This is a genomic window from Nocardiopsis sp. NPDC058789, from assembly GCF_042745575.1.
Lineage (GTDB): Bacteria > Actinomycetota > Actinomycetes > Streptosporangiales > Streptosporangiaceae > Nocardiopsis > Nocardiopsis eucommiae.
Map to the genome: position 1 here is coordinate 414414 of NZ_JBHYOW010000001.1, position 23969 is coordinate 438382.

General features: G+C 71.0%; 18 protein-coding genes and 1 tRNA gene. 9 read left to right on the forward strand and 10 right to left on the reverse strand.

Annotated features, from left to right (window positions below):
* Positions 1 to 42: 42 nt before the first annotated feature.
* Both cobA and cobT read right to left on the reverse strand, forming a co-directional pair.
* On the reverse strand, positions 43 to 1323 hold the full coding sequence (gene cobA, locus ACFW3L_RS01815; protein WP_378735219.1) for a uroporphyrinogen-III C-methyltransferase: 1281 nt from the start codon (positions 1321 to 1323) through the stop codon (positions 43 to 45).
* A 324-nt stretch (positions 1324 to 1647) separates the two neighbouring features.
* Positions 1648 to 4185: a nicotinate-nucleotide--dimethylbenzimidazole phosphoribosyltransferase gene (cobT, locus tag ACFW3L_RS01820; RefSeq protein WP_378735221.1), complete on the reverse strand. Its 2538-nt coding sequence runs from the start codon at positions 4183 to 4185 to the stop codon at positions 1648 to 1650.
* Between the two features lie 625 nt (positions 4186 to 4810).
* On the opposite strand from cobT, the gene ACFW3L_RS01825 reads away from it, so the two are divergent.
* Complete coding sequence (locus ACFW3L_RS01825; RefSeq protein WP_378735223.1) at positions 4811 to 5944, forward strand: peptidoglycan recognition family protein; 1134 nt, start codon at positions 4811 to 4813, stop codon at positions 5942 to 5944.
* A 148-nt stretch (positions 5945 to 6092) separates the two neighbouring features.
* On the forward strand, positions 6093 to 6668 hold the full coding sequence (locus ACFW3L_RS01830; protein WP_378735225.1) for a GNAT family N-acetyltransferase: 576 nt from the start codon (positions 6093 to 6095) through the stop codon (positions 6666 to 6668).
* Between the two features lie 154 nt (positions 6669 to 6822).
* On the opposite strand, the gene ACFW3L_RS01835 is transcribed toward ACFW3L_RS01830, so the two are convergent.
* Entirely contained in the window at positions 6823 to 7110 is a 288-nt protein-coding gene (locus tag ACFW3L_RS01835; RefSeq protein WP_378735227.1) for a DUF6504 family protein, read from the reverse strand.
* Between the two features lie 341 nt (positions 7111 to 7451).
* On the opposite strand from ACFW3L_RS01835, the gene ACFW3L_RS01840 reads away from it, so the two are divergent.
* Both ACFW3L_RS01840 and ACFW3L_RS01845 read left to right on the forward strand, forming a co-directional pair.
* Positions 7452 to 9713: a protein kinase gene (locus ACFW3L_RS01840; protein WP_378735229.1), complete on the forward strand. Its 2262-nt coding sequence runs from the start codon at positions 7452 to 7454 to the stop codon at positions 9711 to 9713.
* A 71-nt stretch (positions 9714 to 9784) separates the two neighbouring features.
* Entirely contained in the window at positions 9785 to 10750 is a 966-nt protein-coding gene (locus ACFW3L_RS01845) for a quinone oxidoreductase family protein (RefSeq protein ID WP_378735231.1), read from the forward strand.
* A 133-nt stretch (positions 10751 to 10883) separates the two neighbouring features.
* On the opposite strand, the gene ACFW3L_RS01850 is transcribed toward ACFW3L_RS01845, so the two are convergent.
* The 3 genes from ACFW3L_RS01850 to ACFW3L_RS01860 all read right to left on the reverse strand — a co-directional run bounded on the left by ACFW3L_RS01850 (position 10884) and on the right by ACFW3L_RS01860 (position 15591).
* Positions 10884 to 11972 carry an SPFH domain-containing protein gene (locus ACFW3L_RS01850; RefSeq protein ID WP_378735233.1) on the reverse strand — a complete coding sequence of 363 codons (1089 nt, stop codon included), beginning with the start codon at positions 11970 to 11972 and terminating at the stop codon, positions 10884 to 10886.
* A gap of 96 nt (positions 11973 to 12068) precedes the next feature.
* Positions 12069 to 12551, reverse strand: coding sequence for an NfeD family protein (locus ACFW3L_RS01855; protein ID WP_378735235.1), 483 nt, complete (start codon positions 12549 to 12551; stop codon positions 12069 to 12071).
* Positions 12552 to 12714: 163 nt separating this feature from the next.
* A complete protein-coding gene (locus ACFW3L_RS01860) occupies positions 12715 to 15591 on the reverse strand; it encodes a penicillin acylase family protein (RefSeq protein ID WP_378735394.1) in 2877 nt (958 codons plus the stop codon).
* 317 nt (positions 15592 to 15908) lie between these two features.
* Between ACFW3L_RS01860 and ACFW3L_RS01865 the strand changes: the two genes are divergently transcribed.
* Positions 15909 to 16418, forward strand: a complete 510-nt coding sequence (locus tag ACFW3L_RS01865) for a hypothetical protein (RefSeq protein WP_378735237.1) — start codon at positions 15909 to 15911, stop codon at positions 16416 to 16418.
* A gap of 528 nt (positions 16419 to 16946) precedes the next feature.
* Positions 16947 to 17022, forward strand: a tRNA-Arg gene (locus tag ACFW3L_RS01870).
* A 67-nt stretch (positions 17023 to 17089) separates the two neighbouring features.
* On the opposite strand, the gene ACFW3L_RS01875 is transcribed toward ACFW3L_RS01870, so the two are convergent.
* Positions 17090 to 17305, reverse strand: a complete 216-nt coding sequence (locus ACFW3L_RS01875) for a hypothetical protein (protein ID WP_378735239.1) — start codon at positions 17303 to 17305, stop codon at positions 17090 to 17092.
* Between the two features lie 367 nt (positions 17306 to 17672).
* Positions 17673 to 18029, reverse strand: coding sequence for a hypothetical protein (locus ACFW3L_RS01880; RefSeq protein WP_378735241.1), 357 nt, complete (start codon positions 18027 to 18029; stop codon positions 17673 to 17675).
* A gap of 674 nt (positions 18030 to 18703) precedes the next feature.
* Between ACFW3L_RS01880 and ACFW3L_RS01885 the strand changes: the two genes are divergently transcribed.
* The 3 genes from ACFW3L_RS01885 to ACFW3L_RS01895 are packed head-to-tail and all read left to right on the forward strand — an operon-like array spanning position 18704 to position 20880.
* Positions 18704 to 19378, forward strand: a complete 675-nt coding sequence (locus ACFW3L_RS01885; protein WP_378735243.1) for a hypothetical protein — start codon at positions 18704 to 18706, stop codon at positions 19376 to 19378.
* A 48-nt stretch (positions 19379 to 19426) separates the two neighbouring features.
* The gene (locus ACFW3L_RS01890) at positions 19427 to 20392 is read left to right on the forward strand and encodes a NaeI family type II restriction endonuclease (protein ID WP_378735245.1); all 966 of its coding nucleotides are present in this window, start codon (positions 19427 to 19429) and stop codon (positions 20390 to 20392) included.
* The gene (locus tag ACFW3L_RS01895; RefSeq protein ID WP_378735246.1) at positions 20389 to 20880 is read left to right on the forward strand and encodes a very short patch repair endonuclease; all 492 of its coding nucleotides are present in this window, start codon (positions 20389 to 20391) and stop codon (positions 20878 to 20880) included. Before ACFW3L_RS01890 ends, ACFW3L_RS01895 begins: the two co-directional genes overlap by 4 nt.
* Here the strand turns inward: ACFW3L_RS01895 and ACFW3L_RS01900 are convergent.
* Together ACFW3L_RS01900 and ACFW3L_RS01905 are read right to left on the reverse strand one after the other, a co-directional pair.
* Positions 20836 to 21975, reverse strand: coding sequence for a DNA cytosine methyltransferase (locus ACFW3L_RS01900; RefSeq protein WP_378735247.1), 1140 nt, complete (start codon positions 21973 to 21975; stop codon positions 20836 to 20838). The two genes, ACFW3L_RS01895 and ACFW3L_RS01900, sit on opposite strands and share 45 nt — an antisense overlap.
* 256 nt (positions 21976 to 22231) lie before the next feature.
* A complete protein-coding gene (locus ACFW3L_RS01905; RefSeq protein WP_378735249.1) occupies positions 22232 to 23071 on the reverse strand; it encodes an HNH endonuclease in 840 nt (279 codons plus the stop codon).
* Positions 23072 to 23969: the final 898 nt, after the last annotated feature.

Here is a 23969-nt window from a genome sequence, read left to right on the forward strand (position 1 = left end):
AATCCCCCGGCGGCGTGGCTCGCGCGCACCGCCACGGGGGTCTCACTGAAGATCGCGCCCGGTGGCCAGTCGATCGGTCTCGAACTGGACTCCCGTGTGCAGTATGTCAAGATCCCGCGCAGTTTTGACCACTTCTCCGATGATCACCACGGCGGGCGGCCGCACTTGGGCCGATCGGACCGAGGCGGCGATGTCCGCCAGCGTACCCGTCACCGTTCGCTGACCCGGCAGCGTGGCGTCCTGGACCACCGCCGCGGGCGTGTCCGGGGAGCGCCCGTGCTCGACGAGGGCGGCGGCGATGGCCTCGATGCGCTGGACTCCCATGAGGACGACCACGGTCCCGCCCGCCCTGGCCAGCCCGGCCCAGTCCACGGTGGAACGTTCGTCGCCGGGGGCGACGTGCGCGGAGACGACGTGCACGTCCTGCGCCACACCACGGTGGGTGGCGGGGATCCCGGCGCTCGCCGGGCCGGCGAGGGCGCTGGTCACACCCGGGACGACGATCACGGGGATCCCGGCCGCCGCGCACGCGGCGGCCTCCTCGCCCCCGCGCCCGAAGAGGAAGGGGTCCCCGCCCTTGAGTCGGACCACGAACCGGCCCTCGCGGGCCCGTTCGACGAGGACGGCGTTGATGTCCTCCTGGGTCATGGAACGGCCGTAGGGGACCTTGGAGGCGTCCACGATCTCGACCTCCGGAGGGAGGCGGTCCAGGAGCGGGGTGGGGGCGAGGCGGTCCACCACCACGACGTCGGCCTGGGAGAGCAGCTGCTGGCCCCGGACCGTGATGAGACCGGGGTCGCCGGGTCCGCCGCCGACGAGGGCGACGCCCCGCAGGCGTTCGCGCCCGCGTCGGGCGTCCAGGGTGCCGTCGGCCAGACCGTCGACCACGGCGTCCCGCAGCCCGGCGGAGCGGCGGGGGTCACCCGAGGCGACGACGCCCACGGTGACACCGTTGGCGGAGCCGCTGGCCGGGGTCCACGCGGAGGAGGCGTGGCGGTCGTCGGCACGGACGCTCCAGATCCGGGACGCCTCGGCCTCCTCGGTGACGGCCGCGTTGGTCTCCGGGGAGTCGGTGGCGGCGTGCACGAGCCAGTAGGCGGGGGCACCCGGTCCGCTGACGTCCCCGGGGCGCCAGGCGCGGCGGTGCCAGGTCAGGCGCCCCGCGTCGGCGAGGTCCTCCAGCGCGGCGGACGCCTCGGGGGAGACCAGGGTGACGCGGGCACCGGCCTCCAGCAGGACGGGGACCCGGCGTTGGGCCACCCTCCCGCCTCCGACGACGAGGACGTCGCGGTCCCGCATGCGCAGGCCCAGGAGATAGGTCACGGATCGCACCCCTTCGGTCGTCCGCACCGGCCCCCGGCTCCGTCGACGGGGTGCGCGCGCGGACGGGCCCGGCGCGCCGCCAGCGATGTTCGGTGATGGCTCCAAAGTAGCTTGTCAACGCGGCATCACATGGAGGTAAAGGGTGACGGCGGTCCGGAGTGACACGCGCCGCATCGGCCCGACCGGAGTGTGGGCCGAGGTGACCCGCCCGGGGTGTGGGCTCGGCGTGTGCCCGTCGCGGCGCCCGGACGGCGCGGGACCCCGCCACCCTCGTCGGTGGCGGGGTCCCGTCGTCTCACCGGGCGCCCCGGCCCGGACCGCGACTCACCGGCCGGTGGTCACACCGGCGTTGTCGAAGGTGGCGACGTCGCGCAGCGCGCGCACCGCACCCTGGAGCAGCGGCAGGGCGAGCAGCGCACCGGAGCCCTCGCCGAGCCGCATCTCCAGGTCCACCAGCGGCGTCAGGCCCAGGTGCTCCAGGGCGATGGCGTGGCCCGGCTCGGTCGACCGGTGACCGGCGAAGCAGGCGCTCCGGGAGTCCGGTGAGATCGCGGCGGCGGCGAGCGCGGCCGAACCGGCGATCACGCCGTCCAGGAGGACCGGCACCCGCAGCGCCGCCCCGCCCAGGACGAACCCGGCCAGTGCGGCGTGCTCCAGGCCGCCGAGCGCGGCGAGGGTCCCGATCGGGTCCGCCTCGTCCACCGGGTTGGCCTTGAGCGCCTGACGGACCGCCTCCACCTTGCGTTCGTAGGTGGGATCGTCCACGCCGGTGCCCCGGCCGGTCGCCACGGCGGGGTCGGCGCCGGTGAACGCGCAGATCAGGGCGGCGGCCGGGGTCGTGTTCCCGATCCCCATGTCCCCGGTGACCAGGCAGCGGTTGCCCGCCGAGACCAGGTCCCGGGCGATCTCGATGCCGCCCTCCAGCGCCTGGAGTGCCTGGTCCCGGGTCATCGCCGGACCCTGGGTGAAGTCGGCGGTGCCCCGCGCGACCTTGCGCGGGAGCAGGCCCGTGCCGCGGGGCAGGTCACCGACCACACCGACGTCGACGACGGTCACCTCGGCGCCCACCTGCTTGGCGAAGGCGTTGACCACGGCACCGCCGTCGAGGAAGTTGCGCACCATCTGCGCGGTGACCTCCTGCGGCCAGGCGGTCACCCCCTGGGCGTACACGCCGTGGTCACCGGCGAACACCGCCACCGCGGCGGGCTCGGGAACCGGCGGCGGGCACTCCCCGACCAGCCCGGCGAGCCGTACCGAGACGTCCTCCAGCACGCCGAGGGAGCCCTGGGGCTTGGTCATCCGGTCCTGCCGGTCCCGGGCCTCCTCCACGGCTCGGGCGTTGAGCGCTCCGATGGCGGTGATGGTCTCCTCCAGCAGGGTGGTCGGCTCCTGGCCGGGCAGACCTCGGCGCCCGTAGCGGTCGCGGTGCACGGCCCAGGACAGGGGGCGTCCCCTGGCCCAGCCGGCGAGGCCGAGTTCGGGTTCGGTGGGGAAGTCCTCGACGTAGCCGACGCACAGGTACGCGACGAGTTCGAGGTGGGAGGGGAGTTCGAGGACACTGGCGACGTCGCGTTCGTCGGTGAAGGCGACCCAGCCGACGCCGAGCCCCTCCGCGCGGGCCGCGAGCCACAGGTTCTCCACGGCGAGGGCCGCGGAGTAGGAGGCGGGTTTGGAGTGCCGTCCGGGGCTGTGCGGGCCTCGGCTGGGGTCGACGGTGACGGCGACGTTGATCGGGCTCTCCAGCACCGCCTCGACCTTGAGCCCGGAGAAGGCCTGCGCGCGGGTGCCGGGCCGGGTGTGGCCCTGGGCCTCGCGCTGGACCCGGGCGAGCTCGCGCACCTGCCCCCGGATCTGGGGGTCGTCGATGACCAGGAAATCCCACGGCTGCGTGTGTCCGACGCTCGGGGCCTGGTGCGCGGCCTCCAGGACGCGGGTGAGGACGTCGGCGGGGACCGGCTCGGGCAGGAAGCCCGCCCGGACGTCGCGCCGCTCACGGATGGCGCGGTAGACGGCGGCGCGTTCTGCGTCGTCGAAGGCGTGGCCGGATCCTCCTCCCCATGGGTCGGGGGGAGTGTCCGCCGCTTCGGGAGTCCGCTCGGCTCCCCGTGTCTCGGCGTTCAGCGCCTCACGAGCGGCCTGGATGGCGGGGACCAGGGCCGGGGCCGCCGCCGTCCGGGTTTCCTCCGGTTCGGGCCGCTGGTGCGGACCCGAGTGCTGCGGTACCTCCAGGGGTGCCGCTGCTTCGTGTGCGTGCACGGTGTCGCTCTGCTTCGGTTCGGCGGCCGCGCGGTTCTCTTCCACGGGGCCGGGGTTCGTGATGGGCTCGGGCCGCTCGGTCCCGGTCCCGGCGGCCTCGGGGGGCGCGGGGTCGGGCTGGGGGGCTTCGGCCGGGGTGGGGGGTTCGGGTTGCGCGGGGCCGGAGTGGCGGCTGCCCGAGCGGAAGGGGATGACGTTGAACCGGGGGTCGCGCTCAGGGGCGACGGGAGGCTCGTGCTGCTCGGCGGTCCGTGTCTGACGTGGTTCGGCCTGTGCCGCTCCGGTCGGGGGCCGGGGTTCGGGGTGGGCCTGGTGCCTGGCCTGCTGCGGGCGTGTGGTGAAGGCCGTGGGCGCCGGAGCCGGGGGCGTGGGCTCGACGGCGGAAGGGTGGCCGGGCGCGTGCGGCGGAGGCTCGGCCCCCGGGAACGAGTTCCGGAACGGGTTCTGCTGCGGTGCGACCGGGCCGGGAGCGCGCGCCTGGGCGCCCTTGCCGCTCTCGGGCAGTCCGTCCAGGAGGCCGCCGAGGCCGGGCAGGGGGCCGGTGCCCCTGTGCCACGAGCCCTCCTGCTCACCGCGACGGAGGTCCTCGCGGTCGTCGTTGGTCATGGTCACTCCCCGAAGAAGAGAAGAGAAGAAGAGGTCAGTGAGCTGCCCGGTTCCACCTGGTCCGTGACGATCCGGCCCAGCGTAGTCCGCGGCGGTCATGCCGCTCGCACGGGTCCCCCCGACCCGGCGCGGCTCGCCCCGGCAGAAATGCCGGGGTCCTCAAGTCACCATCAACTGTGCCAGAGTCCGCCCCGGTGCGGGCTGTGTACGGGAGTCACGGTCCGCGACCGGAGGGGTTCGCACCCCGTCCACGGGCGGTCGCCGCCCGTCCGGGGCGGGGCACGGACGGGCTGAGCCCTCCCTGGCGGGACGCGCCACACCGCCCCCACCAGGCAAAACTTGGAACCGAGTACCGACCTTCCACCCCGCCACCGCACTGAGCAACGACTCGAACACCCTCCGTATATTTTCTGGCCTCCGGGGCCGGGCATCGGTCCAGGTAAGGGCTTTCGGTTCGGGCAGACCCACGGTTACGGCCAGGACCTGACCCGGCGCCGCGACCCATGACGGGATCGTCAACGCCCGCGCGGCGGGCGCCGGGCGTCACTCCCCTGTGGCACGCTTTTCCGTACCCGAAAGCCCCTGAACCCGGCATCAGCCCCCACAAGAACGGAACGAACCCTCCATGCGACGGCGTCACTTCCTCGCCGGTGCCACCACGGTCACCGGCCTGTCCGCGCTCGCCCCCGCACTGCTCGCCTCCGCCAGCGCCTCCGCACGGACCACCACGGAGACCTCCACGACCCTGACCGCGCCCAGGGTCCTCGCCGAGGAGGCCCGCTCCACCGGCACCCTCGTACGCCCCGAGCGCCGCTTCGACCTCGTCTCCGTCACCCAGGCGCCCACGGCCGTCTCCGAGGGGGCCGCCGTGCGCTTCGAGACCGCCGAGGGAGACCTGAGCGACTGGCGGGAACTGCACTTCCACACGGCCGGACCCGAACACCTGGCGCCCACGGCCTCCGCCATGGCGCGGGCGCCCCAGGGCGCGACCGGCTACGAGGTGCGCGGCGCGGACGGCGCCGACCTCACCGCCGTGAACCTGCACGACGGTGAGGAGCTGCGGTTCGGCGGACAGGAGCGGGTGTCCCTGTCCGCCGAGGACGACGGGGTCACCACCCTCACCGGCGGATCCACCCTGCGGGTGCGCACCCGGGCGGGGTGGGGCGCCGACGAGTCGCTGCGCTTCGGCGACGAGGGCGAGGACCTCTGGCCCGCCCAGTTCCACCGCGTGCAGGCGCTGACCGTGCACCACACGGCGATGGCGACCACCGACGACCACGCGGCGGACATGCGGGCCGTGTACCACCTGCACGCCGTCCAACAGGGGTGGGGCGACGTCGGTTACCACCTGCTGGTGGACCCCCGGGGCGTGGTCTACGAGGGGCGCCACTCGGGCGGCGGTCTCCCGATCTTCCGAGGGGTTCCCCTGCCCGGCCTGGCCGAGTCCGTGACGGCCGGCCACGCGTTCGGGTTCAACCACGGCAACATCGGCGTGTGCCTGCTCGGTGACTTCACCGACGAGCTGCCGACCCAGGCGGCCCAGGACTCCCTCGTCGACGTCCTGCGGATCCTGTGCGCGCTCACCGGCGTGGACCCGTCCGAGAGGATCGAGTACGTCCACCCGGACACCGGTGCGGCGACCGAACAGGAGGCGGTGGCACGGCACCGGGACTGGCTCCAGACCGAGTGCCCGGGCAACGCCTTCTCCGAGGTGTTCGACACGGTCATCCGCCAGCGGGTCGCGCGCGGCCTGCTCTGAACCCCCGCGGTGGCGGGACGTTCCGGCGTTCCGCCACCGGGCCGGTCGGGTGCGGGGGACGGTGCACCGCCGTACCCCGCACCCCCGGGAGGCGTATCTTGAGCGATGCCCGGAACGGCCGTCCGTACGCAACAGGGGGAACACTCGCATGGCCACCGTCCAGAGCGCTCCGATCATGCCCGCGGTGATCCTGGAGACCGAGCGCCTGCGCCTGCGGTCCCTGCTCGAACGGGACATCGACGACGTCCACGCCTCGTGCGTGGACCCCGAGCTCCAGCGGTGGATCCCGCTGCCCGCGCCCGGGCTGCCCTACACGCGGGAGTCGGCCGAGCACTTCTGTCTGCGCCTCGCCCCGGCCATCCGCACCGGAGGCGACGGCCAGCACTGGGCCGTGGTCGACCGGGAGTCCGGTCGGTTCACGGGGTCGGTGGCGCTGCTGCGTACGCAGTGGGCGGCGATGGTCACCGAGATCGGCTACTGGATCTCGCCGTGGGGCCGGGGTCGCGGACTGGCCACCGAGGCCGTCGTGGCGGTGTCCCGATGGGCCCTCGGCCAGGGGTTCCAGCGCGTGGAACTCAAGGCCGCCACCGGAAACACCGGCTCGTGCCGGGTGGCCGAGGCCGCCGGGTTCCAGCGGGAGGGCACCGACCGGAACGCGATGCCCCTGCACGAGGGCCGCTCGGACCTGGCCTCGTACGGACTGGTCCCGAGCGACATCCTCTGAGGGGGCCGCACCCGACGAGCCTTCCCGCCGCTCACCGCGCGCGGGAGCCGCCTCCCCGCCCGGGGGCACCCGAGGAACCCGCCCGAGGACGCGCGGGAACCGGCCGGGTGCACGAGAGCCGCCCGAGGACGTGCGGGGAGGCGGTGTCGTGCGCTCAGCCCCAGACGCGGCTGAGCGTCCACTCGCCGGTCGTGCCGTCGTGCCGGAGTTCGTACACGCCCTGCGCGTAGGCGGAGCCCGCCTCCACCCGCCAGTGTCCGCGTTCGGGAACCTGTGACCCGTTGCCGGGAGTCCAGTCACGCCGCAGGGTGACCCAGTGGTCGATGATCCTCCGCACCCCGTACACGCGACCGTCCCAGGTGAACCGGGTGGGTCGGCCCCCGTCCTCGACGACCGTGACCTTCGCCCCGAAGTACCGTCCCACGACAGTTCCCCCCAGCATCGACCGACTCCTCCTGGCTGGTGTCCGGCCGCGCGTACGAGGCACGCCGCCGGAGCGCCCGTCCGTGGGGAAGTACGGCCAGGCGTTCGAACACGTATTCGAATCCTAGCGAAGGCGGGGGTTCCGTGGAACCTATTCCGCGTTCCCGACATCACCTCCCGTAGCACCCCCGCGCCCGAACCCGACCGGCGTCGCGGAACCGTCCGCCACGACTCGCATCGGCCCAGTTCCGACCCGCTTCCGCGCCCGGAACGGCCGTCAACAACCGGAACGCGTCGGCGTGTCGAGATCGGTACGCTGTTAGACGCGAATCACACGATCCATACAAGGGACCCCCAACTGTGACGTCCAACGGACACGAAAGCGGCAAACCCCTGCGCGCCGGAGACCCGCGCGAACTCGACGGCTACCGCATCGTCGGCCGTCTGGGACGCGGTGGCATGGGCACCGTGTACCTGGCCAGGGACGCCGCCGACCGTGCCGTGGCCGTCAAGCTGATCCACCCCGACCTGGCCGACGACGAGTCCTTCCGACTGCGCTTCGCCCGCGAGGTCGCCTCCGCGCGCCGGGTCGCCCGCTTCTCCACGGCCGGGGTCATCGACGCCCGCCTGGAGGGAGAACCCCTCTTCATCGTCTCGGAGTACGTGCCGGGCCCCAACCTGGACCAGGCGGTGCGCGGTGGCGAGCCGATGCACGGCGGGACCCTGGACGGGCTGGCGATGGGCGTCGCGGCGGCGCTGACCGCCATCCACGGTTCGGGGATCGTGCACCGGGACCTCAAGCCCGCCAACGTCCTGCTGTCCCCGGTCGGCCCGAAGGTGATCGACTTCGGGATCGCCCGTGCCCTGGACGACGCCAGCGACGCGGTCACCCGCTCAAGCCAGCTCATGGGCACCCCCTCCTACATGGCGCCGGAACTGATCCTGGGCGAACAGGCCACGGCGGCGGCCGACGTCTTCGCGTGGGGCTGTCTGGTCGCCTTCGCGGGCATCGGTCGGGCGCCCTTCGACGCGGGCACCGTCCCGGCGGTCCTGCACAACATCTCCACCGCGTCACCCAAGCTGGACGGGCTCGACCCCAGCCTGGTGGACCTGGTCACGGCGGCGCTGGACAAGAAGCCCGAGAACCGCCCCACCTCCCAGCAGCTGCTGGCCCACCTGACCGGGCAGCAGGATCCGGAGGAGGCGGAGGTGCGTCGGACGATCACCACGTCGTGGGCGCCGCCGAGCAGCACCCCGGTGCCGGGCCAGCCTCCGGAGCCCACCGAACCGGGCCTCCAGGAACAGGGGCGCCAGGAACAGGTTCCGGCCGAGGCCGCCTCCACGCCGCCCGACGGCCAGCCGTCGGCCTCCGACCCGGGCGCCGTCCTGCCAACACGGCACGAGGACACGCACCAGCGACCCACGCCGCCGCAGGCCCCGCGGACCCAGCTCCACCAGGCCCCGTTCCCACCGCCCGTGCCGCCCGGTGAGCACCCGCAGCAGTACCCCCCGGTTCCCTCCCACCCCCAGGCACCGTGGTCCGGCCCACAGCAGGGTGGATACGGACACCAGGGACCCAGCGGCGGCTACCGGCCGCCGCACCACGACGCCGGGCACGGCCCCGTGCCGCAGAACCGTGTCGGCCCGGGCCAGTACCAGCAGCCCGGGTCGGGGAACTCCCCCTCCCACGGGATCCCCGCCCACACCGGGCACGCCGGGTACCCGCCCCCCAACGGTCCGACCGGCCCCCGCGGCCCCGAGCAGCCCCCGGCCCCGCCCCACGGCGGGAACCCGGGCCGCAGGAAGGTGCTGCTCATCGGCGGCGCCGTCCTCGCGGTGGTCCTCGTCGCGGGGGTGGGCGCGACCGTCCTGCTCTCCCGATCGGACGAACCGCCGGTGGACACCACCAGCATCTACGTCACGGACTTCGCCACCGACCCGGGGTGGTCGGACACCCGGACCTTCGACCCCGGGGACCCGGACTACTCGGACGGCTACTGGGCCGAGCAGAACGCCGTGGTGTTCCAGCTCGACCCCACGCTCTACCCCTCACGGGGCACGATCGTGCCCTTCGACAGGGAGACGCCGGACCGCGTCCTCATCAGCACCAACGTGGTACCGATCCAGGGCCCCGCCGAGTCCAGCCTGGGCGTGCGCTGCTGGGACCAGGACGGCGAGGAGGAACGCACCATGTACGAGGCCCTCCTGCGCTTCGACGGCGCCCAGGCGCAGATCCGCCGGGTGACCGAGGAGAGCGGGGACACCGCGATCGCCGAGACCACCGAGGTGGCCGGGTTCGAGCCCTTCGACCTCCACGACGAGGAGTCCGCGGTCGAGGGCCTGCCCTACGACGTCCGGGTCGAGGACCTCGTCACCAACAACCTCAAGTTCGCCTGTGAGTACGTGGCCGAGGAGGGCGAGGACCCGTACATGGACCTGCGCATGTGGGTCAACGACGAGCTCGTGCTCTCCAGCACGGACCAGCAGCCGCTGCCGGACGACGGCGACCTCGACGACGAGGAGCGGCGCCGGGTCGGTGTCGTCATGCGCCCCGGTGCGGGCACCGAGCCGCTCGCCGCGCTCTACACGGACTACGCTCTCCACAGGATCAACGTCGACTGAGCCGGGCCTCCGACGCGGGCGCCGTGACGGCCCCGCACCGGCCCGGCGGTGTCCCGCCCCGGAGGAGAACCATGCGCGCGATCGTGATCGAGGAGTACGGCGGACCCGAGGTCCTGCGACTGACCGAGGCCGAGAGCCCCACTCCGGGCCCCGGTGAGGCGCTCGTGGACGTCGAGGCGCGAGGCGTCAACTTCATCGACGTCTACCAGCGCTCGGGCGCCTACCGGGTTCCGCTCCCCTACGTCCCCGGGATGGAGGCCGCCGGGACGGTCTCCGCCCTGGGAGAGGGCGTCACCGACCTCCGGGTCGGCCAGAGGGTCGCCTGGGCGATGGCGCCGGGCGGGTACGCCGACCAGGCCGTGGTCAGGGCGTCCCTGCTCGTTCCGGTCCCCGACGCCGTCAGCACCGAACAGGCCGCCGCGCTCATGCTCCAGGGCATGACCGCCCACTACCTCACCCACGCGGTCCACCCCGTGGCCGAGGGCGAGACCGTGCTGGTGCACGCCGCCGCGGGCGGCACCGGGCTGCTCGTCACCCAGCTGGCCAAGGCGCGCGGCGCCCGGGTGATCGGCACCGTGTCCACCGACGAGAAGGAGCGGATCGCCCGGGAGGCGGGTGCCGACGAGATCATCCGGTACACCCGGACCCCGGTGGCCCCGGCCGTCCGCGAGCTCACCGGCGGCGAGGGCGTGGCGGCGGTGTACGACGGGGTCGGCCGCGACACCTTCGACGCCAGCCTGGAGTCCCTGCGCCCGCGCGGTGTCCTGGCCCTGTTCGGGCAGTCCAGCGGCGCGGTGGAACCCGTGGACCCGCAGCGGCTCAACAGCGCGGGCTCGGTGTACCTGACCCGGCCTTCGCTCGCCTACTTCGTGGCCGACCGCCAGGAGCTTCTGGGACGCGCGGGTGACCTGTTCTCCCTGATGGAGAAGGGCGGCCTGGACGTGCGGATCGGTGGCCGGTACACCCTGGACGAGGCGGGGGCGGCGCAGTCCGCGCTCGCCTCGCGGGGCACCAGCGGCAAGCTGCTGCTGGTCTGAGCCCCGCCCGACGGGTACGGAACGGCCCCTGGGGCTGCTCCTCGGGGCCGCTGAGCCCCGCCTGGCGGTCACACGACCCCTCACCACACGACGGCGGGCCCCTCACGGAGGCCCGCCGTCGCCGTTCCACCCCTCACTCCTGCTCGCGCGGGTCCGGAGGCGTTCCCAACCGCGCACCCGCCTTGCGCACGTCGTCGCGGGCGTCGGCGACGGCCTGCTCGGCGGCCTCGGCGGCCTCCTGCGCCGCCTGCGCGGAGGCGGAGGCCTGGGCCGGATCCGGGCCGGTGATCTGCGCGGGACCATCCGACTCGCCTTCCTGGGCCTGTTCCTTGGTGGTGGAGGGCGCGGACATGGCGGCGTCCCCGGCGAAGGCGTGGCTCACGTTCTTCACCGCCTCGGTCAGCTCACCCGGGATCACCCAGAAGGTGTTGCCCTCGCCCTCGGCCAGGCTCGGCAGAGTCTCCAGGTACTTGTAGGCGAGCACCTTGGCGTCGGCGTTGTTGGTGTGCACGGCCTGGAAGACGCGTTCGATCGCCTTGGCCTCACCGTCGGCCCGCAGGATGGCCGCCTGCTGGTCACCCTGGGCCTCCAGGATGGCCTGCTGGCGCGCGCCCTCCGCCTTGAGGATGCGGGCCTGCCGCTCACCCTCGGCGTGCAGGATGGCCGCGCGCTTGTCGCGGTCGGCCCGCATCTGCTTCTCCATCGCCTCCTTGATGGTGGGCGGCGGGTCGATCGCCTTGATCTCGACCCGGTTGATCCGGATACCCCACTTGCCGGTGGTCTCGTCCAGGACCCCGCGCAGCCGGGTGTTGATCTCCTCGCGCGAGGTGAGCGTCTTCTCCAGGTCCATGGAACCGATGACGTTGCGCAGCGTGGTGACGGTGAGCTGGTCTATGGCCTGTATGTAGTTGGCCACCTCGTAGGCGGCGGCCTTGGGCTGGGTCACCTGGTAGTAGAGGACGGTGTCGATGTTGACGACGAGGTTGTCCTCGGTGATGACCGGCTGGGGGCGCGAGGTGAAGACCTGTTCACGCAGGTCGAACTTGGTGTTCACCCGGTCCACCCCCGGGATGATGAAGTTCAGTCCCGGGTCGAGGGTGCGGATGAAGCGCCCGAAGCGCTCGATGTTGTAGGCGCGCGCCTGCGGGACGATCCGGATCGCCGACAAGGCGACGGCTACCAGCAGGACGGCGAGGATGATGAGCGGTATCGCAGATTCCATGTTCCGCACCTCGTCCGGGGATGTGGCTGTGGTCGTGGTTCCGTGTTCGGTTGGGGAGCTCGCGGCTCGGCGGCGGGTGCGCCGCGCCCGTCCCGGTCAGTCCTGGTCGGGACGGTTCCGTTCGGGCAGTTCGGGTGGGTCCGGCAGGGCCTCGCGCGGGTAGACGACGGCGGTCGCGCCGTCGATCTCCATGACGTCGACGTGCGCCCCCACCGGGATCACCAGGTCCTCGTCCAGGCTGCGTGCCGACCACTCCTCTCCTTGGAGCTTGACCCTGCCGCTGTCGGCGTCCACCTTCTGGAGGACGACGCCGGAGCGGCCCACCAGCGCGGCCGTGCCGGAACGGACGTCCGGACCGCGCTTGAGCTGGCGGTCCATGATCGGTTTGACCAGGATCAGTCCGGCGGCGGACGCGGCGGCGAAACCGATGATCTGCACGACCACCGGGAGGCCGATGGCGCCGAGGACTCCGGCGACCAGGGCTGCGGCCGCCAGGAGTCCCAGCACGAAGGTCAGGGTGAGGAACTCCGCGACGCCGAGACCGGCCGCGAGGATGATCCAGATCAGCCAGACAGGCATGTTCCCGTGGCCCTCCCGCTGTGGTTTCGGGTAGTCCTTAAGCTACCCACACAAACCCGTCACACCACAAGATCCCCCCAACGGATGCACGATCGCGGCCCGCGACTCCCCCGTCGTCGAGGGGTCGCGGGCCGCGTCCGTCACCGCCGGGACCGGTCCCCGGTCACCTGCCGCCGGAGAACTGGTAGACGAGCTGGTAGGTGGGCCTGTTCTGCCAGGCGATCGGCCACATGTCGATGCCGCCCACCGACTGGTGGATCACGGTGTCCGCGCAGAGCTGGTCACCGGCCGAGCAGTGGCCGTCACCGGGGTAGACGTCGCCCGCCGGGGTGGCGGCGGCCGCCGCGAGGCTGTCCAGGAGCACCGTGCGGCAGGAGTCGACGTCACCCTCGCCGCAGTAGACCTGGTCTCCGAGCGTGCCGTCCACCTCCTGGCCCAGGACCGAGCGCAGGTCCTTGTGCACGTAGGACCACCAGCCGTACTGGAACGCCGAACCCCGGTGCGCCTGGCTCTGGTTGACGCTGCCGGGTTCCCCGCCGCCGATCGCCCCGGAGGGTGACTCGTCGGTTTGGGCGGCGCGGGTCAGCTGCGTGTACAGGTCCTCGCCCAGACCGGGCTCGAACTGCGCCCGGACCAGCAGCGGCCACCAGGCGTCCAGCACGCGGATGGCGTCCGCGTGGTCGTAGTACCCGGCGTCGCGCCGGGGTTCGCGCCGCAGGGAGCCGGACTCGGTCCAGGCCCGCAGCGACTCGACCGTCCCGGCCAGTTCCGGATCGTCCACGGCCTCGGTGTCGATGACCTCCAGGAGCAGGGGGAGGACCTGTTCGGCGCGCAGGTCGGCGACCCCGGCCTCCATCATCGTGGCGGTGAGCGAGGCGGGCGTGAACTGGTGCCCGTCCCCGATCAGCCCGGCCACCCGGCCGTCCAGCAGGTCGTTGCGGTGCACCGACCCCGTGGACCAGCCCGACGTGTACCCCTGCGCGGGCTTGTTGTTCCAGTTGACGATGTAGTCCGGATTGATCTCCTGCGGGTGGTCGGACTGCGGGTGGTACTCGGCCTCGTTCGTGGCCGGGTCCCAGCCGGACCAGCCTGAGCCGGAGTAGGCGTCGATCGGCAGGGTCGGGTTGGTGCCCGCCAGCCGGACCGGGTTGGCACCGGAGTTGATGAAGGCGATGTCCGTGTCGTCCACGTAGTGCCAGTTGAACGCGTACCCGATGTCCTCCGCCGCCTCGGTGAAGGTCGCGGCGGACGTGACCTGCTCGGGGTCGTTGAACCGCTGGAACCCGAGGATGGAGTCCACCTCGCGCATGTAGGTGGACCGCAGCTCGGTGAAGGCCACCGGCGCGCCGTCGACCGTGGCGAACGACCGCACCAGCCCGAACTCGGACCGCAGGGAGGTCAGGGTGTAGCCCCCGGCCGGAGTCCCGTCCGCGATGGTGGGCGTCCAGTCGTTGCTGACGCTCAGCTCCTCGAACTCCGAGCACCCTCCCGAGGAGTCCACGTAGGCACGCGACGAGGTCGACGGGGCGGAGCCGTCCGTCTCACACAGCTCCACCGCGAAGGTGTCGGTGATGTCCTGGCCCGCCGAGGTGGCGCTCCAGGCGTAGTCGGCGCCGCGGCCCATCTGCACGTAGAAGCTCACGCCCGCGAAGGAGGCGCCCCGGGCGCTGATACCGGGCCCCTGGAGTTCCTGGAGCATCAGCAGCTGCGGCGAGAAGTAGCCGGTCTGCGGGCCCATCACCGCGACGGGGTTGCCGCTCTCGGTGTGCTGTCCGGAGACCAGCAGGGCGTTGGACATCCCGCGCGGGTCGAGGAAGCCCTCCGGCAGGACGCCGTCCTCGAAGATGCCCTCGGCGGCGGACAGGTCGCCGTCCTCGACCATCTGCTCCAGCTCGGCCCGCTGCTCGTCGGAGAGCTCCTCCACGGTCGGGGCGTCCGCGCCGGGCGCCTCGCTCTGCTCGGCCTCGGCCCTCTGCGCCGTGGCGGCGGCGGACCCGTACTCGTCGTGGACGATGCTGTAGGGCTCGACGGAGCCGTCGTCCGGGACGACCTCGCCCACCGGGTCGTCCGGGGTCTGGGCGTAGGGGAACTCGCCGTCGACGCTGACCACGGCCTCGGGGTCGTTCTCCATGCGCCAGGCGTGCCAGAGCTCCAGGCCCTCCTCGGCGCCGTAGCGGTCCTGGAAGTTGGCCAGGACGACCGCGGCCTGGACCTCCCCTCCCCCGCCCCCGCCGAAGATCCCGCCGACCATCGCGGCGATGCCGACGACGTCCGTGGGGGTGAAGGGCTCGATCTCCCCGCCGTTGGTTATGGCGTCCTTGTGACCGGTGAGGACGTACTCGCCGGGGAAGTACCGGCCGCTGTCGGCCTCGTCGATGTAGGCGTTGACGCCCGCGAGATAGGCGTCGACGTCGGCCAGTGCCTGGGCGCCGCGTTCACCGCTGTCCGCGACCCGGTCGATCTGGGCCTGCTTGTCCTCCTCGGTGTAGGGCGCGGTGCCCCACAGGTCCTGTTCGAGCCCGCGGTTGCCCTCGGCACCGCCGGCGAAGGAGGTGAGCTCGCCCCGGCCGACCCGGCGCAGGACGTCCATGAGGAAGAGACGGTCCTCACCGGCCGCGTACCCGGCACCGAACATGGTGCCCTCGCGGGTGGTGCCCTGGACGTGCGGGATGCCGTGCTGTCGGTCCCGGGTGATGGTGACGTCGTCGCGCGGCTGGTAACGGCGGTCGACGTCGCCCTCGTCGACACCGAAGGTGGCGTCGATGAAGAAGTCGTCGAGGCTCTCGTCCGTGAGCCCGTCGTAGTGGTGGACGAGGTTGTCGTACATGTCGAGCTGGCTCGACGAGTGCTTGGGCCGGGTGCCGAAGACCTGGTGGCCGAGGATCTCCACCAGGGTGGCGCTGCCGTTCTGGCCCGGCGGCAGGATGTCGAGGCAGGCCCCGGGGGCGCAGTAGTCCTCCGGTGCGGCCAGGGCGGGGGTGGCGGGAAGCGCGGCGACCAACGAGGCGGAGATCGCGAGGGCCGCTCCCGCGGCTCCCATGCGGAGCCGTCGGGGCGGTGCGGGTCGGAGGTACGGGGGCATGTGGGGTCACCACCTGGGGGTGCGGGCGATGGATCAGCCGCATGGTACGTAGAGGGACGCAAAGTGCGAAAGACTTTCACGTTTTTCCACAGAAACTGGACCCCGGTACCCGAGGAGTCGGGTTTGCGGTGACCCAGGCCACACCTGCGGAAACCCGTAGGAGCACCCTGCACCGCCACTGACACACACCGTGGACACTGGCCACATCCGGCCACAACCCGTCGCCCGCCCGGGCGGACACCGGACACGGCCACGTCCTTTGACACAATCGGCCCATGAACCAGTACCCCGACCCCCATCAGGGTGAGCCCTGGCAGCAGCCCAGTGGCGGCACCCCCGGGTGGGGCCCGCCCCCCGATCCGCACACCGGCGGCCAACTGGAGCCCTACGGCACACCGACGGGCGGATACCAGCCCTTCGGCGGCGGCACGCCGCACGAACCCACCCTCGACACCATCGGGGACATCGCGATCACGCAGAACACGGTGATCACCCCGTCCGGCCGTTTCCCCATCCAGGGGACGGTGTGGACCGTCAGCGACATGAGCCGCACCGAGCGCAGCACCCCCGTGTGGGCGATCATCGTCGCCATCCTCATCTTCTGGTGGACCTGCCTCCTCGGCCTGCTGATCCTCCTCGTCAAGGAGGACCGGACCACCGGGCACGTCCAGGTCACCGTGCAGGGCGCGGGCCACTACCACTCCACGCAGATCATGGTGAGCAACCGGTCCTACGTGCAGCACGTCAACCAACAGGTCAACTACGCGCGCGGTCTCGCGGCCTGACCCGCCAGGATCGGCCACCACGGCGGCCGATCCTGGATTCCAACCCCACCGGCGTTCGAGCACCCTCCGCCGGCCAACACGTCACCAAACCCCGGCAAACCCATGTTTGCCACGCATTGTATTCGCTCATACACGTAGAGCAGCCTAGAGTCTTTCCTGAAGGGGAGCGCATGCTGTTCACGGTGGCGTCGCTCGCGATCCTGCTCGGCCAGTGGTGGATCTTCTGAACCGGGGCACCCCGACGGGGCCAAGAACCCTGGAGTTCACGAAACGCCCGCCACACAGCAGCACACCAGGGGTTAATCACCGGTAACGTGGTGCGCGAAGCCCATAGCGCCCGGTTTGGTGGAACACACGTGGTAACGAGACGCAACTACGAATCACCGTAGTTGGTCAGACTTTGCCCTCTCTTGGGTGACATCCTCCGAATGCCCTAGGATGTCTCCCCGAGGGCAGCAGCCACGCAGGTCGCCACCCCCGGGTCACGATCCGGGCACACAGCGCGACCAGGCGCTACAACTTAAGCGAGCACCCATAGCTCAGTGGATAGAGCATCGGACTTCTAATCCGACGGTCGCAGGTTCGAATCCTGCTGGGTGCACCATAAACCCCCAGGTCAGAGCCTTATCTGAAGGTGTCCTAGCCTCGGCACTCCTGTGGTCGGACCAGCGTCAAGCCCCGCCGACCGGCCCTACCCCGCCCTGCCGACGAATCCGGCCCGCGTCCCGCAACACCAGCGAGGCCGTGCATTCCGCTGCCTCGCGCGCCACCTGCGGCAGCACGCTGGTGTAGGTGTCCGCGGTCAGCACGATGCTCGCGTGCCCCAGCATCGCCTGGACCACCTTCAGCTCCACCCCGGCCGCTAACGCCAACGATGGCCGCACCACGGCGTAGATCGTGCAACCGGACCGGCGGCAGGCCGCTGGAGGTGTTCAGCTTCCGAAACTAGCGCGAGAGCCGCTCCGGGGCCAACACCCCGCCACCCACCGCCGTGAACACGTACCCGCCCCGGTCCCACACCTGGCCGTGATCCCCAGCTTCCTTCTGTTGACGCCACCGGTGGCGGCGTGACACACCCACCGTGGTGTGGTCCACCATAAATGTGCGACGGCTCGCCATACTCTTGGGCGCCATCTCCACCAACCCCGCACCGCAGTGGGCCTAGAGCTGACGCACGACCCGCACCATTCCCCGCTCCAGGTCGACGTCCTCCCACCGAAGCCCCACGATCTCGCCCCCGGCGCAGCCCTGTCATCAACGCCAGGTGAAACAGTCGTACAACCGGTCCTGGGACACCTGATCCAGAAAAGCGCGGGTCTGCTCAACCGTCCACACCGCCACCGCCGGCCGCACACCGCTACTGCGCCAATCCGCGACGGCCTGCTCGGTCCACACCACCGGCCGCGCATTCTGCCCGCCCTCCAGCCGCAACCCGTTCGCCGGATTAGAAGGCAGCAACCGCTCGCGCACGGCGGTGTTCAACGCCGTCCGCAACGTGGCCCGCACCCGCTGCACCGTCGCCGCAGCCACCCGCTGACCCCTGGGCGTGACGCGCCCGGCGATCCCTTCGAAAGTCGGCTGCACCCGGACGGGCGTCAATTTCTCCAACACCGCCTCACCCAGATGCGGGACCAGGAAGCGGGCGATGTGCTCCTAATAGCTCACCCTGGTATGCGCCCGCAACCGGCTCCGCCCGTCCAGCCAGCCAGTGCTGCAACCAGGTGGCCACCGTCCACACCACCGGCTCCCCAGACCCAGCCTCGTCGCCTCGGGCCCTGTGCAAGGCCGCACGCGAGACTTCACGGGAAGCGAACCCGCCCCGCCGCACCCGACACCGACCACTCACGGCCCGCTCCGACTCCAGCAAGAAGTACCAACTCCCATGCCCACGGGAGCGCAACCGCGGACAACCACTCCCCCACCTGCTCGATGACCCGGCCGCCCAGCACCCGCACCGCTTGAAAACCGAACCCGACCCGAACATCTCCGCCACCTTCAACCTCGGTCTCACCCCGAAGAATCGGTGTACATCAGGGAGGGGTAGCGATCCCATCGCAACAGGGACAATCCAGCGCGCTTGGATGTAAGAGGCCGGTGTTGTCCGCGGAATGCTCTAGAGTCCCGCTCGGCAGGCGAACCCCTATCTCCCGGGAGCCCTCATCGTGCCGGATCCGAGACCGACCACCACAGCCCAGGATGTCCTCGACCACTTCGCCCGTACCCCAGGAACCGAACGCAAGTACAGAGCCTGGGCCGGATTCAAACCACGTGTCACCGAGCGCGTCATGGCCCACAGCACCCGCGCCGTCTACGGCGTCTCGTCCTCCGACGTGGAGAAACTGACCTCCGACCATCCGCTCGGTGACATCAAATCCCGGAACGCCTACAAGTTCGAAGGCGTCGCCGACTGGCGGCCCGACTTCGCGTTCGCCCACCTCTTCCACTTCGCCCTGGAGCAGATCGGCGGGGTCTTCTCCTTCCAGGACTTCCGCACCTGGGCAGGTGATCCGGACAAGAGGTGGATGATCTGGGACCCCGCACACCGAGTAGTCAGCGAGGAGCAGCAAAGGACCGGCGCCGACTGGTATGAGGTCCGCGACGCCATGAGCTGGCGGGTGGGCCTTTTCTACTACTCGTTCCTGCGCGAGCTCTACACGGTGGCGCGCCTGCGCGAAGCCGGGCTGGACATGCGCGTGCACCCCTTGGCCGACGCACTCTTCCGAGTCGACGCCTGGCACGGCCGCGTGGTGTTCGAGATGTACGTAGCCAACAAGAGGTACCGCTCCAGAGGCGCAGGACGCAAGAAGAGCGCTCAGGACATCCTGGCCCCCGGGCGCCCGGACCTGAGGTTCGTCCCCTTGGAGATGGAGAAGCAGCGCACCTACGGGCGTGTTCACCTACCGGAAGAGGCACAGCTGCAGGAGTGCGCTGAGCAGATCCGGGCGTTCACGGCATCCTGACTTTCGCCCCTCCCCCTTTGCCCCCGGGGAGCGGCTAGCCTTCGAGGCGTGCACGACTCCGAACTCCCCTTCCAAGAACCCCCACCGCCGACCGCCCACTCCCCCGGCCTGGACGGCGACCACGAGCTGGAGAAAGTCGTCGGCCACCTGACCTCGCTGGACCCCGACGGCAGCCGGATCGCTGCAGCGCTGCGACGGACCTTCGACATGCTCCTGGACGGACAGCACACCGGCCGCTACCGGTGGGAGCAGCTCTACAAGACCGAGAAGACCCACTTCGGGACCCTGGTGGAGATCAACCTCCAGCGAGAGTTCGACTTCCCCGGCGGCGACGTGCTCGACTACCGCATCAGCGGCACCGAGGTCGACTGCAAGTACTCCCAGGACCTCGCCCGCTGGATGGTACCCCCGGAAGCGGTCAACAGGCTCTGCCTGGGGCTGTGGGCCAGCGACAGCAAGTCCCTCTGGTCCGCGGGGCTGTTCCGCGCTGAGGAGCACCTGCTCGGCAGGGGCGGAAACCGCGACGCCAAGCGCACCCTGTCCAAAGAGGGCCGAGAGACCGTGCGGTGGCTCTTCTACGACAAGCCCCTGCCGGTCAACGTGCTGCTGCACCTGCCCCCGGGGGACGTGGAAGCGGTCTTCGCCCCGGACTCGGGATCCGCACGCGTGCGCGAACTGTTCCGACGCGCCCAGGGCCTGCCCGTACGCAGGGCCGTGGTGGCCACCGTGGCCCAGCAGGAGGACTACATGAAGCGCGTGCGCGGCAACGGCGGCGCCCGCAGCACCCTGCGCGCCGAGGGCATCGTCATCCTGGGCCAGTACAACACCCACTGCGCGATCGCCCAGGCCCTCGGGCTGGTCGAACCCGGACCCGGCGAGTTCGTCTCCGTCCGCCTCGCCCCCGCAGACAGCGACACAGCAGAGGTCCGCCGGGCTTTCATCGACGGGGCCTGGTGGCGCCTGGCCCGAGCCGAGGACCCCGTCACCCGCGCCCCGCTGCTGCCCAAGGTATGAGCCGACCGGACGAAACCGCAGGGGCCGGAGGGTGGGCGGCTCCGGAGGGGTCGTGGGCCTCCTCGGCTGCGAACAGGCGCAGCATGCGCGGCAACCGCAGCCGTGACACCAAGCCGGAGGTCGCCCTACGCCGTCTGGTGCACGCAGCCGGGCTGCGTTACCGGGTCGCGGCCAAACCCCTGCCGAAGATGCGGCGCACCGCCGACCTGCTCTTCCGCCCGGTCCGGGTGGCGGTGTTCGTGGACGGGTGCTTCTGGCACGGCTGCCCCGACCACTTCGTGCTGCCCAAGACCAACCCGGCGTATTGGGAGGAGAAGATCGCGGGGAATACCCGCCGCGACCGCGACACCGATACACGCCTGCAGGAGGCCGGGTGGCTGGTGCTGCGCTTCTGGGAGCACCAGGACCCGGCCTCCTGCGCCGCAGCCGTGGTCAAGGGCGTTTCAGCCCGTAAGGCTGAGCTGGCGCGGCCCCGCCTCGACCAGTAGCCCCTTCGCAACGCTCTCCGGCGGCTCCTGCCCGGCATCGGCTGCACGCAGCGCGCTGATGATCGCCTCCCCCACCGCCCGGGCCACCGGCGGCGGGAAGGCGTTGCCGACCTGCCGGTAGGCAGCCGTCTTGCGGCCCTGGAACTCCCAGTCGGCGGGGAACCCCTGGATGAGGGCGGCTTGGGCCACGGTCAGCTTCGGCCCGAGGTCGCCGAACAGGTCCCGGTCCTCGTCCACGGTCTCGCCCAGCGCGTTGGCCACGCCCATGCCGTCTACCCCCAGTGCGGCCCAAGCGCGCTTGGCGCGGGTGGGCCCCAAGTCGGCGCCGCCGTGCTTCTTGGACCCGCCGACCAGGGTCGGTGCGACCGTGCCCCGTTCCTCGGCCTTCTTCTTCCACCTCAGGTAGTAGTCCATGGCGTCGGGCCTGTTCGAGGCCAGGTAGCGCTCCTGCATGGAGGCGTCCAGGGCCTCGGCGACGGTGACCTCGTGCTTGACCCCGCGGGGCGCCTGGAAGTACAGGGCCTCGGGATCGCGCATGGCGACCAGGATCGAGCGGGGGCGCAGCTGCGGCACCCCGTAGTCGCGGGCCTCCAGCACGTCCCAGCCCAGGATCCGGTACCCCATCGCCTCCAGGCGGGCCTTGATCCTGTCCCGGTAGGGGGCGAATTTGTGCGCGGGCTCGAGCAGTCCGCGCACGTTCTCGATCATCACCGCACGCGGTTTCAGCTCCTCGGCCATGTCGAGCATGACGGGGAACAGGTCGCGCTCGTCGTCCTCTCCGAGCTGCTTGCCGGCCAGGGAGAAGGGCGGGCAGGGAACCCCTCCAGCCAGGAGGGCCGGGGTTTCCTCCCGCAAGACCTGCTTGAGGTCGCCCATGTCGAAGTCGGTCAGGTCCCAGGAGAGGATGGCACAGTACTCGTCTTTGCTGTTCTTCCAGTCGGCTCTGCGGGTGTTGTGCTCCAGGGTGCGGACGGCGTGCGGGTCGACCTCGATCAGCGCGCGGTGGCGGAACCCGGCCTCGTGCAGGCCTACGGCCTGCCCGCCCGCTCCCGCGCAGATCTCCAGGGACGTGTACTCGCCCTGCTGGTCCGGCATCCTTGTTCCTCTTCCTGTCCTGGTCGCCCCACCGGCCGCGCACGCGGCCGACGATCCGGCAATGATCGAACACCTGACCGAAGGGCGGTGTCCGACGACGATCGTGCCATGGGTCCGTGCCGACCATCCAGCGCTTCGGGGAAGGTTCGCGCCACAGATCCAGGGGTGGCCCACCAGGGGCGATTCTATGTGCGGAAACGGGCGGATATCCGCTTGTCCACAGGCCCGTTTCCGGGCTTGCTGTCCGTACAGGTGCTTAGCCCGACCTCTGCTTCTTGCTGCGCCTGCGCTCGTTCTCCGCTCTGCGGACCACCGGCCCGGGACCTTCGTCCGGCCAGAGCTCGGCGTGTTCGAGGGTGTAGTAGGAGAGTGTGCGCTTCCCCTCCCTCTCCTTGCGGACCGTGACGGTCCATCCGAGGATGCGGAGCTCGCGCAGCCGCCGGGTGGGGTCCCCGCGGTTCTCCTCCCGGGCCACGAGGTTGATCAGGTCGATCGGAACCTCGGTTCCCTTCAGGGCTTTGAGGAGTTCGCCGATGCGAAGGTGGACGTCATCGTGATTGATCGCCTTGCTTATAGCTTCGGCGCGGTCCTTGTGCTCGGCGAAGCGCGCCTGTTTGGCGTGGTTGTCCTCCTCGCACAGCAGCTGGCAGTTCTCCTCCCTGTCGGGCCCGCCCAGGTCCAGGGGCACGATGTGGTCGACGACGATCTTGACCTCATCCTCCTTCGGCGTGCGCCCGCACCAAGCGCACCTGGCCCCGTATGCCTGGAAGACCCTCGCCCGGGCGGCGGCCGACAGGCCGCCCCTCCTGTCCCGGGGCTCCGATCGGCGCCCCTTGAGGAGGTAGAAGTGCGTCCTGCCCTCCTGCCAGGACTCAACATCGAATACGTCCCGCAAGTCGCGCACACGCCGGTCGGTCTGGGAGTGGCTCGTGCCGTCCAACGCGGTGACGCGCTCACGGATCTGGTTCATCGTCAGGGGCTCGCCACGGCTCTCGAACAGGACCCGGTATACGGCCCGCAGACCATTGCGGGTCAACAAGCTGGCGAGCTCGTCACTGTCCGGCAGCGGGAGGTCTTCCCCGGAAGGTGGGGTCATGGGCTCTACTCCGTGTGCGAGGTGTGTTCCAGAAGCGGAGTCGCAGACTAGCCGCGCCGGAGGACTTTCCGAGGCGAACGCCGGGGGACGACAGGGACGGGCCTGCAGAAGAACAGCGGCCTGCCCTTCCTTCCGCCCGGCATGCACCGGAAGGACACCGTTCCAGTGCAGGCGCCGACAGAGGAGGGCTGGCTGTATCTGCAACGGACTCTGCCCGGTGCGCCCTGTTCCCCGTGTGCTCCAGGGCTCTTGACTGTCAGACTGCGATGAGTTCGCTGTCCCTCCTGCTCTCCCCTCCACCAGCTTTCGCGGGCTCCGGGGCGAGCCACTGACTGCTGTGGATGGATCGTCCTGCGGCAGTCCGAGCACAGCAGGGCCCGGTCGGCTAAGCGGGTCTCGCTCTCACCGATGTGGTGCAGGGGAACGACGTGGTGGCACTCGATGTACCCCGCACCGTGCGGACCGTATAAGCGCTCGGAGTCGAACTTACAGACCTCGCAGGCGATCGCAACCCTTTGTCGCCTTCTTGGGCCTCGGATCACGCTGACGAACCTGTGCGCTCGAAGGAGGGGGCGCCCTTCCATCGCATTACCCTCCTCGGACTACTCTGGGCGGCTGACCAGTTGCTTCTCCCTGAACTCGTCTACCCGCGCGCGTATAGCCAACATCCTCTCCGGTTCCCTCCAGAAAGCGAACACGGCCCCTGTGTCCAACTTGCCGCCCCCTGGTCTTGGCCCCGGAGTATCCAGGCCAGCGGTGGCCAGATCGGTGGTCTTGCCGAAAACGCTGGTGGCCCCCGGAACGCTTCAGATCTCACATTCCGCGTGTGCAGGGAAGTCCGCGCAGGAAAGCCGACAGCTCGGCCGTCCCACTGGTCCCATCAGCTCTCCTTCGCACC